The sequence below is a fragment of the Corallococcus sp. AB018 genome, from assembly GCF_003986945.1.
GTDB lineage: Bacteria > Myxococcota > Myxococcia > Myxococcales > Myxococcaceae > Corallococcus > Corallococcus exiguus.
In genome coordinates, this window is the sequence record NZ_RAWR01000082.1 from 27,599 (window position 1) to 40,179 (window position 12,581).

The 12,581-nt window shown below is 69.9% G+C and carries 16 protein-coding genes; 10 read left to right on the forward strand and 6 right to left on the reverse strand.

Features of this window, described 5'->3' with window-relative positions; translation table 11 throughout:
- Window positions 1-16 precede the first annotated feature (16 nt).
- The 4 genes from D7Y11_RS18755 to D7Y11_RS18770 are packed head-to-tail and all read left to right on the forward strand — an operon-like array spanning window position 17 to window position 3,540.
- Window positions 17-1,576 (forward strand): AlkA N-terminal domain-containing protein, encoded by a 1,560-nt coding sequence (locus D7Y11_RS18755; protein ID WP_120576966.1) that lies wholly within the window; start codon window positions 17-19, stop codon window positions 1,574-1,576.
- Window positions 1,569-2,090, forward strand: a complete 522-nt coding sequence (ogt, locus tag D7Y11_RS18760; protein ID WP_169821994.1) for a methylated-DNA--[protein]-cysteine S-methyltransferase — start codon at window positions 1,569-1,571, stop codon at window positions 2,088-2,090. Before D7Y11_RS18755 ends, ogt begins: the two co-directional genes overlap by 8 nt.
- 33 nt (window positions 2,091-2,123) lie before the next feature.
- Window positions 2,124-2,939 carry an isocitrate lyase/phosphoenolpyruvate mutase family protein gene (locus D7Y11_RS18765; protein ID WP_126934365.1) on the forward strand — a complete coding sequence of 272 codons (816 nt, stop codon included), beginning with the start codon at window positions 2,124-2,126 and terminating at the stop codon, window positions 2,937-2,939.
- Between the two features lie 10 nt (window positions 2,940-2,949).
- Entirely contained in the window at window positions 2,950-3,540 is a 591-nt protein-coding gene (locus tag D7Y11_RS18770; protein ID WP_126934366.1) for a bifunctional 2-polyprenyl-6-hydroxyphenol methylase/3-demethylubiquinol 3-O-methyltransferase UbiG, read from the forward strand.
- On the opposite strand, the gene D7Y11_RS18775 is transcribed toward D7Y11_RS18770, so the two are convergent.
- The gene (locus D7Y11_RS18775) at window positions 3,498-3,785 is read right to left on the reverse strand and encodes a hypothetical protein (RefSeq protein WP_121751319.1); all 288 of its coding nucleotides are present in this window, start codon (window positions 3,783-3,785) and stop codon (window positions 3,498-3,500) included. The genes D7Y11_RS18770 and D7Y11_RS18775 overlap by 43 nt on opposite strands.
- Before the next feature lie 94 nt (window positions 3,786-3,879).
- The gene (locus tag D7Y11_RS18780) at window positions 3,880-4,380 is read right to left on the reverse strand and encodes a DUF1579 domain-containing protein (protein WP_120576960.1); all 501 of its coding nucleotides are present in this window, start codon (window positions 4,378-4,380) and stop codon (window positions 3,880-3,882) included.
- Window positions 4,381-4,500: 120 nt separating this feature from the next.
- Here D7Y11_RS18780 and D7Y11_RS18785 point away from each other — a divergent pair, with 120 nt between their 5' ends.
- On the forward strand, window positions 4,501-5,544 hold the full coding sequence (locus D7Y11_RS18785) for an NAD(P)-dependent alcohol dehydrogenase (protein ID WP_126934367.1): 1,044 nt from the start codon (window positions 4,501-4,503) through the stop codon (window positions 5,542-5,544).
- Between the two features lie 52 nt (window positions 5,545-5,596).
- Here the strand turns inward: D7Y11_RS18785 and D7Y11_RS18790 are convergent, their stop codons facing one another.
- The gene (locus tag D7Y11_RS18790) at window positions 5,597-6,163 is read right to left on the reverse strand and encodes a TMEM165/GDT1 family protein (RefSeq protein ID WP_120576971.1); all 567 of its coding nucleotides are present in this window, start codon (window positions 6,161-6,163) and stop codon (window positions 5,597-5,599) included.
- A 367-nt stretch (window positions 6,164-6,530) separates the two neighbouring features.
- Between D7Y11_RS18790 and D7Y11_RS18795 the strand changes: the two genes are divergently transcribed.
- Window positions 6,531-6,785, forward strand: a complete 255-nt coding sequence (locus tag D7Y11_RS18795) for a ribbon-helix-helix domain-containing protein (RefSeq protein ID WP_120576958.1) — start codon at window positions 6,531-6,533, stop codon at window positions 6,783-6,785.
- A gap of 166 nt (window positions 6,786-6,951) precedes the next feature.
- Window positions 6,952-7,425, forward strand: coding sequence for a hypothetical protein (locus D7Y11_RS18800; RefSeq protein ID WP_126934368.1), 474 nt, complete (start codon window positions 6,952-6,954; stop codon window positions 7,423-7,425).
- A gap of 13 nt (window positions 7,426-7,438) precedes the next feature.
- On the opposite strand, the gene D7Y11_RS18805 is transcribed toward D7Y11_RS18800, so the two are convergent.
- On the reverse strand, window positions 7,439-8,512 hold the full coding sequence (locus D7Y11_RS18805) for a lysylphosphatidylglycerol synthase transmembrane domain-containing protein (RefSeq protein ID WP_126934369.1): 1,074 nt from the start codon (window positions 8,510-8,512) through the stop codon (window positions 7,439-7,441).
- A 156-nt stretch (window positions 8,513-8,668) separates the two neighbouring features.
- Complete coding sequence (locus D7Y11_RS18810) at window positions 8,669-8,875, reverse strand: DNA gyrase inhibitor YacG (protein WP_120589917.1); 207 nt, start codon at window positions 8,873-8,875, stop codon at window positions 8,669-8,671.
- Between the two features lie 52 nt (window positions 8,876-8,927).
- Here D7Y11_RS18810 and D7Y11_RS18815 point away from each other — a divergent pair, with 52 nt between their 5' ends.
- Entirely contained in the window at window positions 8,928-9,929 is a 1,002-nt protein-coding gene (locus D7Y11_RS18815) for a magnesium transporter (RefSeq protein ID WP_126934370.1), read from the forward strand.
- Window positions 9,930-9,963: 34 nt separating this feature from the next.
- Window positions 9,964-10,953, forward strand: coding sequence for an NAD(P)H-quinone oxidoreductase (locus tag D7Y11_RS18820; RefSeq protein WP_126934371.1), 990 nt, complete (start codon window positions 9,964-9,966; stop codon window positions 10,951-10,953).
- Window positions 10,954-10,958: 5 nt separating this feature from the next.
- Here D7Y11_RS18820 and D7Y11_RS18825 read toward each other — a convergent pair whose 3' ends face one another.
- Window positions 10,959-11,387 (reverse strand): MmcQ/YjbR family DNA-binding protein, encoded by a 429-nt coding sequence (locus D7Y11_RS18825; protein ID WP_121781829.1) that lies wholly within the window; start codon window positions 11,385-11,387, stop codon window positions 10,959-10,961.
- 86 nt (window positions 11,388-11,473) lie between these two features.
- Between D7Y11_RS18825 and D7Y11_RS18830 the strand changes: the two genes are divergently transcribed.
- Window positions 11,474-12,581: serine/threonine-protein kinase (locus D7Y11_RS18830; protein ID WP_233607329.1), on the forward strand; the 1,108-nt coding region annotated here is incomplete at its 3' end.

Here is a 12,581-nt window from a genome sequence, read left to right on the forward strand (position 1 = left end):
GTGGGACGTTCCCCTCATGGACGGCCTGGACCCCACCGCCTGCTACCGCGCGCTGACGACGCGGGACTCCCGCTTCGACGGGCGGTTCTTCACCGCCGTGAAGACGACGCGCATCTACTGCCGCCCCATCTGCCCGGCCCGCGCGCCCCGCTTCGAGAACTGCACCTTCTACCCCACCGCCGCCGCGGCCCAGGAAGCGGGCTTCCGGCCGTGCCTCCGCTGCCGGCCCGAGACCTCGCCCTCACTGGCTCCCTGGCGGGGCACTTCCGTCACCGTCTCGCGTGCACTGGCGCTCATCGCGGACGGCCTGCTGGATGCCGACGAGGCCAGCGTCGAGGTGCTGGCGGACCGGCTCGGCGTCGGGGACCGGCAGCTGCGACGGCTGTTCCACCAACACCTGGGTGCCTCACCAGTTGCCGTGGCCCAGACGCGCCGCGTGCTCTTCGCCCGTCAGCTCATCCACGAGACCGCCCTGCCCATGGCGGAGGTCGCCCTCGCGTCCGGATTCGGCAGCGTCCGGCGCTTCAACGCCGTCTTCCAGTCGCTCTACGGCCGGCCTCCGGGCGCCCTCCGCCGTTCCCGGGCCGCTCCAGTGACATCCGCCGGCCCCGAGGTGACGCTCCTCATCCCCTACCGGCCGCCCTACGACTGGGACGCCATGGTGGCCTGGCTGACGGCCCGCGCCTTCACTGGCATGGAGCACGTCGAGCCCGGCCGCTATCTGCGGACGTTCACAAACGCCTGGGGCCAGGGAGCCGTGGAGGTGTCGCCCGCACCGGGGCTCGACGCCCTGCGCGCCACCCTGCGTGTCAGCGACGTGCGGATGCTGCCCTCCGTCGTCGCCCAGGTCCGGCGCGTCTTCGACGTGGGCGCGGACGTGGAGGCCATCCGCGCGCACCTGTCGACGGATGCCCTGCTCGCACCGCTCCTCGCCGCGCGTCCCGGCCTTCGCGCCCCGGGCGGCTGGGACGGCTTCGAGCTGGCGGTCCGCGCCATCCTGGGTCAGCAGGTGACAACCACCGCCGCGCGGCAGCTGGGACAGCGGCTCATGGCCGCGCATGGCGAAAGCCTGGATCCGGCACTCACCGGTGATGCCCGCCTCCAGCGCGCCTTCCCCCGGCCCGAAGTCCTCGCCGCGGCGGACCTCACCGGCATGGGCATGCCGGCCGCGCGAGCCCGGGCGATCTCCCAGTTCGCCGCGGCGGTCGCGGCGGATCCGACGTTGTTCCAGCCCGGCCCGTCGCTCGCGGACACCGTCGCCCGCTTCACGCGCCTGCCCGGCATTGGCGAGTGGACCGCCCAGTACATCGCGCTCCGTGCCGTCCGGGAGACGGATGCCTTTCCCGCCTCCGACGTCGCCCTGCTTCGCGCCGCGACGGAAGCAGGGGGCCCACGCCCCACGCCCGAAGCGCTCCTCCAACGCGCCGAAGCCTGGAGCCCCTGGCGCGCATACGCGGCCCAGCATCTCTGGACCTCGGTGGCCCTCCAGGCCCGTGAGCCCAAGCCGGATTCTCGAACCAACACCCGAGCGCGGCGCCTTCCCACCGCTCCTCCCCGCCGGAAAGCCCATGCCTGACCGTCCGCGCTTCTTCATCGATTCCTCGCCCACTCCCGCCGGCGTGGCGCTCCTCGTCTGTGATGAGGAAGGCCGCCTGCGCGCGCTGGACTGGGAGGGCTACGAGGCCCGTATGCACCGGCTCCTGCGCCTGCACTACGGCGAGAACGGCTGCGTCCTCGAACCCGCGCGCGACCCTTCCGGCCGCACCTCCGCGCTCCAGGCGTACCTGCGCGGAGACCTGAGCGCCATCGCGACCCTCCCCGTGGAGACCGGCGGCACGCCCTTCCAGCGCGAGGTCTGGCGCGCCCTCCGGGAGATTCCCGCGGGAACGACGACCACCTACGGCCGGCTCGCCGAACGCATCGGACGCCCCAAGGCCATCCGCGCCGTGGGCCTGGCCAATGGCGCCAATCCCATCAGCATCGTCGTCCCGTGCCATCGCGTTGTCGGTGCCAATGCCTCGCTCACTGGTTATGCAGGAGGCCTGGAACGCAAACGCTGGCTGCTCGACCATGAGCAGACCCACGCCTGAATCCCTCTCACCCCGTCACCGGAGCTCCCACGCATGACCACCCGTCCAGCCACCGCCGCCAGTTTCCGCGCACTGCACCAGGGCGCTGATCTGCTCATGCTTCCGAACGTCTGGGACGCCGGCAGCGCCCGCCTCTTCGAGAGCCTGGGTGCGAAGGCCATCGCCACCACCAGCGCCGGCATCGCCTGGGCGCTGGGCTACCCGGACGGCAACGCGCTGCCCGTGGACGCGCTCGTCCACACGGTTCGCACCATCGCCCGCGCCATCCAGGTCCCCCTCACCGTGGACGCTGAAGCGGGCTATTCGGACGACCCGGCCACCGCCGCGGAGAATGTGGCCCGCCTCCTGTCCGAGGGCGCCGTGGGCTGCAACATCGAGGACGGCAGCGGTCCTCCGGAGCTGCTCGCCACGAAGATTGAACGCGTGAAGCAGGTGGGCGCGCGCCTGGGCGTGGATGTCTTCGTCAACGCGCGCACGGACGTCTACCTGCGCAAGCTCGTGCCGCCCGAGCGCCGCGTGGAGGAGACCCTGGCCCGTGCCGCCCGCTACCAGCAGGCCGGCGCGGATGGCCTCTTCGCCGCGGGCGTCACGGACGCGGCCGAGATCCAGGCCATCACCCGGGGCACCTCGCTGCCCGTGAACGTGCTCGCGCGGCAGGACCTCCCCGCTCCGGCGGAGCTGCAACGGCTGGGTGTGCGGCGGCTCAGCGCGGGCTCCGCCATCCCAGAGGCCATCTGGGGCCGGGCCGGGGCGCTCGCCTCTACCTTCCTCCGCGAGGGACACTCCGCGAGCCTGTTCGAAGCCGCCGCCAGCTACCCGTCCCTCAACGGGCTGATGACCGGGAAGTAGGAGCCGCGCCATGTCCCAGGAGGATCGCCAGCGCTGGAACGACAAGTACCAGCAGGCCACTGCTCAGCGGGAGCCATCCGCCTTCCTCCGCTCGCTCAAGGACCGGCTGCCTCACGCGGGCCGGGCGCTCGACCTGGCCGGCGGAGCGGGACACGACACGTGCTGGCTCGCGAAGCGCGGGCTGGACGTCACCCTGGTGGACATCTCCGACGTGGCGCTGGAGCAGGCGGAAGCACTGGCGCGCGACGCGGGCGTGACACTCACGCGCCTGCGCCTGGACCTGGAGACCGAAGCACTTCCGCCCGGTCCGTTCGACCTGGTCGTGTGTTTGAACTACCTCTGGCGGCCACTCTTCGCCGCCGTGCCGAAGATCCTCTCACCGGGCGGGCTGTTCGTCTTCGCCCAGCCCACCCGGCGCAACCTGCAACGCCATCCGCACCCGTCCGCGCGCTTCCTCCTGGAGGAGGGTGAACTGCCCGCCCTGCTCCAAGGGCTCCAATCCCTCTCATTCACCGAGGACTGGACGGACGCCGGACGTCACGAGGCGCGCGTCCTGGCTCAAAAGCTCCAGCACGTCGCGGACGGAGTGCGGCCGCAGTAGGACGCACCATGCGCCTGGCATTCGCCGTAGTAGAGGATGCCGGGCTCGTAGAGGAACCAGGGGCCGTTGGCGGTGCACCGCACGGAACAGCGGCGCGCACCGGCGTCATAGCCCTCACACAGTCCCTGCTCGGAGGTGGCCAGCGACGGCGTCGGCTCGCCCGTCCCCTCCTCCGTCTCCACTCCGCCACAGGCTGCGAGGAGGGTACCGACGGCGAGGCTGGCGAAGAGTGTCTTCAGGTGCATGAGGTGGGCTCTGGGTGAGCACCGGCGGAAAGCGCGCGGCGCCGGGCAGTGATACATCAGCCGCCCGGCCCATCCCAGACACCCCGGGCGCCCTTCAGCTCCGGCGCTTGTACTGAAGTTCAATGGCTTTCTGCGGTGCTTCACCCGGCTCGATGTTGAAGTGCGTGATGACCAGCGCATCCGGACCGGTCAACTCGATGTCCACGCGCCAGCCCCAGCGGGGCGACTGCTCACCGGTGGAGTAGCTGCCGGTGACGGAGAAACGGTCGCTCACCCCGGCCTCTCCCTGCAGGCCCATGATGTCCGTGCCGACGTGGAAGGTGTCCACCCACGACATGGTGAACTGCTTCCCGTCCAGGTGATGGCCCAGCGTCGCAATGCCGGACAGCGGCTTGCCCCCAAAGGAGGACGTGTACTCGTACACCACGAAGCGGCCGTCGAGCACGCTCCGGAAGGTGCCGGTGATGGGCGACTCATCCTCCACCTTGTCGGGCTGGAACCACGTGCGCGCGACGCCCTCCCACGTGCCGACCAGACGGGAGAGGAGGTGATGGGGACCCGCGGACAGGGATTGCTGCAGACGTTCCTGGCTCATGGGCGCGGAGTCTCTCCGACGCTCCCCGGGCAGGTCCACTTGTCCTGACGTTCACCCGGCACGGTGGACCCGGCGTCGCTAAATTGGCGCCCCTACTTCGTTTCCCATCAGGAGCCTTCCTTGCCCTCGACCCCTGCCTATGCCGCACCCAGCGCGAAGGCCGCGCTCGGCCCCTTCACCGTGGAGCGCCGCGAGCCGCGTCCCCAGGATGTGCTCATCGACATCCAGTACTGCGGCGTGTGCCACTCCGACATCCACCAGGCTCGCGACGAGTGGGGCGGCGCCCTCTTCCCCATGGTCCCGGGCCACGAAATCGTCGGCAAGGTGTCCCAGGTGGGCAGCGCCGTCACCACGTTCAAGGTCGGTGACGCCGTGGGCGTGGGCTGCTTCGTGGACTCGTGCCGCGAGTGCCCCCAGTGCCTCGCGGGCGACGAGCAGTACTGCGAGCGCGGCGCGGTGAACACCTACAACAGCCGTGAATACGACGGCCAGCCCACCTACGGCGGCTACTCCACGCACATCACCGTGGACGCGAAGTACGTGGTGCGCATCCCGGAGGGCATCCCCCTGGACCGCGCCGCGCCGCTCCTGTGCGCGGGCATCACCACGTACTCGCCGCTGCGCTATTACGGCGTGAAGGCCGGCAGCAAGCTGGCCGTCGTGGGTCTGGGCGGCCTGGGCCACATGGCCGTGAAGCTGGCCAAGGCGATGGGCGCGGAGGTGACGGTGCTGAGCACCTCGCCTTCCAAGCGCGACGACGCGCTCGCCCTGGGCGCCACGCACTTCGAGGCCACGTCCGACAAGGCGGCGTTCAAGAAGCTGCGGCGGTCCTTCGACTTCATCCTGGACACCGTCTCCGCGCAGCATGACTACAACGCCTACCTGAGCCTGCTGAAGACGGACGGCACGATGATCATCGTCGGCGCGCCGGAGACTCCCACGCCGCTGGCGGCCTTCTCGCTCATCCCCCGCCGGCTCAAGCTGGGCGGCTCGATGATTGGCGGCATCCGTGAGACGCAGGAGATGCTCGACTTCTGCGCGAAGCACCAGGTCGCCTCCGACGTGGAGGTCATCCCCATCCAGAAGATCAACGAAGCCTACGAGCGCATGCTCAAGAACGACGTGCGCTACCGCTTCGTCATCGACACGGCGAGCCTGAAGTAGTCCTCACCGCGAAGCCCCGGCGTCCCTGCACGCCGGGGCCCTTCGCGAAGCCTCAGCCGCGCCAGGCCGTCCAGAGCGACACGAGGCCAAAGAGGAAGAAGAGCGCGGCGGTCACCCACCGCACGTACTTCATGTTCACCCGCCCGGACAGCCGATCGCCCAGGAACACCGCGAGGCCGTCCGACACCAGCATCCCCGCCGTCGTCCCCAGCGTCACCAGCACCGGCGCCTGGTAGCGCGCCGCCACCGCCATGGTGGCCAGCTGCGTCTTGTCCCCCATCTCCGCCATGAAGAAGAGCGCCACCGTGGTGAGGAAGGCGCCGAAGCGTGGGGGCTTTCCGCCGTCGTCATCCAGCGTGTCGGGCTTGAGCGTCCACAGACCGAAGCCCAGGAACAACACCGCCAGGACCAGCGCCATCACCCGCGCGGGGACGTGCGTGGACACCCATGTGCCCACCGATGACGCCAGCGCGTGGTTGGCCACCGTGGCCACGAAGATGCCGCCCAGCACCACCCACGGCTTGCGGAACCTGGACGCCAGCGAGAACGCCAACAGCTGGGTCTTGTCCCCCATCTCACTGGCGGCGACGAGCACGAATGAACCGACGATTGCTTCCAACGACACGATGGCACCCCATCCCAGTTCCTGGCGCGGAGGATGTCGTGGGGTGGAGCGCTTCAGGGAGGAGCGCGCACGACGGACCTCGGCCAGGGAGCGTTATCCCTGTCCGAAGGTCTCGTTCGTCTCGCGCGCTTCACGAGATGGGGGCCCGGGCTGTCACCAGCCAGTGTGTCGAGCGCCCCTCCGCCCCTGTCTGCCGGGCGGGAACTACTCCCCTTACGTAGATGCGCGAGTAACAGCGCACCGGGTTTCAAGTCAACCCGGCCCGTCGCGTGTTCCTTTTTTTGACGACACGAGAGGCCGACCCCCTAATGCCCACGCCAGGTCGGTAGCGGCCTGTAGCAGCATTCCTGGAGGAAGCCCGATGCAGGATGGAAGCGCCAGCCCGCTGAGCCCCGACGCTCCGTCGTCCCCGCCCGCGGTGGAACCCGGTGAGGTCCGAAGCCCCGAGGCCGACATCGTCTCCACCCACGTCCTCGTTCCCGAGGAGCAGGTGCACAAGCTGCGCGAGCTGGCGCGGCGCACCCGCATCCACCAGAGCGAGTACCTGCGTGAGGCCGTGGAGGACCTGCTGTCCAAGTACGGCCGCATCCCCGCCAAGACGGAAGGCGAGTCGTGAGCGGCCCCCTGCTCCGCCGCCGTGCCCGCCTGCTGAGTGAGCGGCTGTGGCGCTGGCTGGAGCAGGAGCTGTAATCCTCCCGTCATCGCCTCCAGGCCCACCTGGAGCGGTCCGGGAGGAACACGCTAGGGTGGATCGCCTCTCCTTCCAGGAGCCGCGCCCCCTGATGCGTCCCTCCCTGCTGTCCGCGATGCTCGCGCTGGCCACCACCGGCTGCGCCACCCCCGGCTTCGAGAAGCTCTACCCCGGCATGACGGCCGCCCAGGTGGCGGACACCATGGGCAGGGGACCGGCGCGGGCGCAGGAGTTCGCGGACGGTTCGGCGGCCTGGTACTTCGACGAGGACCACTGCGTGCTGATGCGCGACCACGTGCTCGTGGCCAAGTCCACCACGGAGACGCGCACCGCGGTGCACACGCCCGTGGCCTCGCTGAAGGACTCCACCAAGGCCTGGTGCGGCCCGCCGGGCACCGACGGCAAGCACGAGCAGCGCATCGAGACGCCCTTCGGGACGTTCAAGGGCACCGTGGATCCCGCCGCCGTCACCGAACAGGTGAAGAACAGCGTGCGCATCCAGCAGGTGCCTCCCGCGTCCCCGCCAGCTACCGACGGAGGGCAGGCCACCCAGCCCGCCCCGTAGCGGCGAAGAGGCCTCAGGCCGCCGACGAGCGGGTGGCCGAGGTGTCGTCGTCCTTCTTCATCTTCCCCGCCAGCTCACGGAAGGACATGTGGCTGATGGACAGCATGATGAGTCCGAAGCCGATCTGCTGGAACGTCTGGCACAGCCACAGCACGTTCGCGTAGGCGAGCCCGTGCGCGTTCACCATCGCGGCGGGCATGAACAACCCCAGGCCCACCTTGGTGGCGGCCTGGAAGGTGCCCATCATCCCGGGCGCGGCGGGGATCATCACGCCCACCACCAGCACGCACATCACGATGTAGGACTGGAACAGCGACAGGTTCATGGGCTCGCAGGCCGTGCCCGCCGCCGCGCCGGAGCAGTCGAAGGCGCGCGCGAGCAGCGCCATGCCCAGGCCGTTCACGCCCCAGTAGGCGACCGTGTAGACGAAGAAGAGGACGATGTGCTTGCGATCGGGGAGCTGGCGCATGGCCCCCACGAAGGTGTCCACGATGTCCGCCACCTTGTCCGCGACGCCCGGGGAGAAGCGGCCCACGGTGGCGCGCACCAGCCGCACCGTGCGCTCCTGCTGCCACAAGCCCAGCAGCAGGAACATCAGGCCGCCGCCGAACACGGCGAACATCAGCCACGCGCCCAGCTTCACGTACCGGACCTCGGGGGTCTCCGTCGGGACGAAGAAGAGCAGCACGCGGAACATCGCCGCGACGAAGAGGCCGTCCACGATGCGCTCCAGCACCACGGACGTCATGGCCGCGCTGCGGCGGATGGAGCTGCGCTGGGCGATGAGGAAGGGCCGCGCGAACTCACCCAGCCGGAACGGCAGCACCAGCAGCATCATGAAGCCGATGCCGGACGCTTCGTTCAGCTTGCGGAACGGGATGCGCTCCAGGCCGGACAGCAGCGCCCCCCAGCGCAACGTGCGGAACACGTGGACGAAGGTGAGACACACGCAATACGGCAGGATCCACGCGTAGTTGGCCGCCTTGAGGCTGGCGACCTGCGTGGACACGTCCGTGTCCCGGAAGGCCCACCACATGAAGGCAACTGTGACGAGCAGGCTGGCGATGAGGTTGACGGCGCGTTTCACGGCAGGCGGGTATAGCGTCACTCTCTCCGCGACTCCAGCGGCACGCCCGTCCCCTGCCCTCCGGGGCGCACGGGCGCGGGCCTTCCGGTGGCACGCTCCCCTGCCCCGCCGTTCAAGCGGTCCGGGAATCTTCCAGCCCTGGACGGCGGCAACGGCTCAGGCGTCGTGATGGCGGCGCGGCTCGCCGTCGGAGGGGAGCTCGTCCTCCTGCTGCTCGGCCTGACGGTCGGGCACGCGGTACTCCTCACCCAGCCAGCGGCCCAGGTCGACGGCGCGGCAGCGGCGGGAGCAGAAGGGATGGGAGGTGTTCTCCGGCCGCGGAGGCACGGGCTTCTGACAGATGGGACACGGCGTGAGTGGCATGGCGGATGGAGTCCTAGATAAGCCTTGACGCTCCGGCGGGCCAGGACGTTTCGTGCCCCGACTCGTGCAGATGCCTCCGGAGACCGCTCACACGCTGTTGCAGGGCGACCGGCTGTCCCGGGACTTCACCTCGGTGGGCGTGGAGGACACGGTCGCCCAGGCGATGGAGAAGCTGCGCGCCCACCCTGGCACGGGGGAGATCTTCTACTGCTACGCGTGCGACCCGGCCGGCCGGCTGGTGGGCGTGGTGCCCATCCGCAAGCTGATCCGCGCGGCGCCCGATGAGCGCATCGCGTCGCTGATGTTCACGCGGGTGGTGAAGCTGCCGGTGGACGCCTCCGACGCGCTGGTGGAGGACTTCTTCGTCACCTACCGCTTCCTGGCCTTCCCGGTGGTGGACGCGGAAGGGCGCATCGTGGGTGTGGTGGAGATGAACCAGTTCGTGGACGCGTTCTCCGACACGCTCTTCGACGAGGTGGAGGGCCGCGTGCGCGACGAGGTCTACCGCTTCGTGGGCCTGCCCAAGGGCGAGGCGCGAGAGACGCGGCCCGGGCGCATGGCGCTCAAGCGCTTCCCATGGCTGCTCGTGAACATCGCCGGCGGGTTCCTGGCGGCCACGACGACACGCCTGTTCGAGCACACGGTGGCGGAGCTGGTGGTGGTGAGCGCCTTCATCCCCATGGTGCTGGTGCTGTCGGAGAGCCTGGGCGTGCAGACGACGGCGGTCTCGGTGTCGATGGTCACGCACGGAGAGGTGGACCGGAAGATGGTGGCGCGCGAGGTGCTGGCCGCGAGCCTGGCCGGGCTGATGGCGGCGGCGGTGGTGGCGCTGCTGGGGCGCTTCTATTCGCCGGGGTTCGGCTTTCCCCTGGCGCTGTTCGTGGCGGTGACGGTGTCCGCCACGCTGGCGTCGTGCCTGGGCGGCGTGCTGCCGTTCGTCTTCAAGCGGTTGAAGGTGGATCCGCACCTGGCGTCGGCGCCGCTGGTGCTGGCGGTGTCCGACAACGTGACGCTGCTGGCGTACTTCGGATTGGTGACGCGGTTGTTGTTGTAACGGTGGTGGGTTTTCTCGCGGAAGGGGGCAGGTCATGAAGGTCGTGCGCATCACGAAGCCGGGCGGTCCGGAGGTCCTCGCGTTCGACGAGCGGCCGGAGCCGGTGCCAGGGCCCTACGACGTGCAGGTGCGGGTGCGGGCGAGCGCGCTGAACCGGGCGGACCTGCTCCAGGTGCGCGGTGCCTATCCGCCGCCGCCGGACGTGCCCCAGGACGTGCCGGGCCTGGAGTACGCGGGTGAAGTGGTGGCGGTGGGCCCGCGCGCACGCAAGTTCCAGCCGGGCGACCGGGTGATGGGGCTGGTGGGTGGCGGCGCGTGGAGCGAGGTGATCACCACGCACGAGCGCGAGGTGCTGCGCATGCCTCGCGGGCTGGACTTCGCGGACGCGGCGGCGCTGCCGGAGGCGTATCTCACGGCGTATGACGCGCTGGTGCTCCAGGCGGACCTGCGGCCCGGGGAGACGGTGCTGGTGCACGCGGTGGCGAGCGGCGTGGGTTCCGCCGCGGCGCTGCTCTGCCGGGCCATGGGCGTGCGGGTGGTGGGCACGGGCCGGAGCGCTGAGAAGCTGGCGCGGGCCAACGAGTGGGGCGTGAGCCAGACGGTGCTGTGTGAGAGCAACCCGCCGGTGTTCGCGGACGCGGTGCTCGCGGCGACCGAGGGCCGGGGCGCGGACGTGTGCCTGGACCTGGTGGGCGGCGCGTACCTGCCGGAGTCGGTGAAGGCCATGGCGCCCCGGGGGCGGCTGATGCAGGTGGGCTCGGTGGCGGGCGCACGCGCGGAGCTGGACCTGGGGCCGGTGATGCGCAAGCGGCTCACGATCAAGGGGACCGTGCTCCGCAGCCGGCCCGCGGAGGAGAAGATGCTGCTCACGCAAGTGGCGGAGCGGCAGCTGTTGCCCCTGTTCGACTCCGGCGCCCTGAAGGCCATGGTGGACGCGGTGCTGCCCATGACGGAGCTCCGCTCCGGGCTGGAGCGGATGGCGGGCAACAGCACCGTGGGCAAGATCGTCGTTCGCTGGGACTGAAGCCGCTACACGCTTCGCTTGCGGGCGGGAGCCTTCTTCACCGCTCGCTTGGGAGCAGCCGCGGCGGGCTCCAGCGCCTTGAGCACCTTGGCGGAGGCGCAGCGGCGCCAGGCCTCCTGGAGCAGGACCTGCAGCAGGCGCCGATTCACGGTCCTCAGACGCACGATGACCATGGGCCAATCCTGGTAGTGCGGCGTCACCTTGAACATGTCTGGTTTGGAATCCAGCAGGGCCTCACGGTGGTCGAAATCCACCTTGATGACGATGGAGTCGTCATCCAGCACCCGCGCGAAGAGCTTGTCGCTCACCCGGAACCCGGGCGTTCCGTAGGAGGGGCGCTCCTCTGTCGACGGCAGCGCCAGCGCCATTTCGCGCACGTCGTCCACCGTGAGCCCGCCCTTGCGCTTCGCCACCGTCTTCTTCCGGGTTGCCATGTGTGTCCTTTCCGTCACGTTGAGACCTGGACTGCTGGGGATGCCGGAGTTTCCGGCCTTCGTCTCCCTTTGCTACCGTGACCCGGGTGAGCGCGACGCAGCCTCTCCCCTTTGGCCGGTACGAGCTCCTGGAGCGCCTGGGCGCCGGGGGAATGGCCATGGTCTACCGGGGGAAATACACGGCGGGCCCGGGCATCACCAAGACCGTCGTCATCAAGCGTGTCCTGGGCGAGTACGCGGACAACCCCGCCTTCGTCGAGATGTTCCTCAATGAGGCGCGCATCTCCGTGGGACTCAATCACGGCAACATCGTCCAGGTCTTCGACTTCGGGCAGGTGGAGGGCGAGTACTTCCTGGCCATGGAGTTCGTGGACGGCCAGCCGCTGTCCCGCGTGATGAAGCAGCTCAAGGCCCGGGGAATGCCCTGGATGCCCGCGCCGCTCGCGGTGAGCACCGTCATCGAGCTGTGCCGCGGCCTGCACCATGCCCACACCCGCACGGATGAACAGGGCACGCTCCTGGGGCTCGTGCACCGGGACATCTCTCCCGACAACGTCCTCGTGAGCTACGAGGGCGAGGTGAAGGTCTCCGACTTCGGCATCGCCAAGGCGCGGCTCGCGGGGCGGCCGGAGACGGAGGTCGGGGTCGTCAAGGGCAAGTACTCCTACCTGGCGCCGGAACAGCTCAAGCAGTGGCCTGCGGACGCGCGCGCGGATGTCTACGCGGTGGGCGTCGTCCTGTTCGAACTGCTCTGTGGCGAGCGGCCCATCACCGGCAACGAGTTGGAGATCTTCCAGCGCGCCACCGAGGGCCGGCACACGCCAGCGCGCAGCCTCAACCCGGGCCTGGACGAGGACCTGCTCTCCATCCTGAAGCGGGCCCTCATGCCCTCTCCGGACGAGCGCTACCGGAGCGCGGAAGCGCTGCAGCAATCCCTGTCGGATTGGCTGGGCTCGCACGCGCCGCGCCTCCCCACCCATGCGCGGAAGCTGTTCATGGCGTGGTGCTTCCAGGAACAGCTGGCCACGCAGCACCGGCCCGTCTCCATTCCGGATCCCTTCCTCCGGCAGCTCCAGACCTGGCGCGACGAACGGCTGCTGGCCAGTCGCGCCATCGTGGACACCGAGTCCACTCCGCCTTCGCCCGCGATGCACGAGTGGCCCGTGCTCCCCGCGGAGCTGGTTCCCCCAAGCC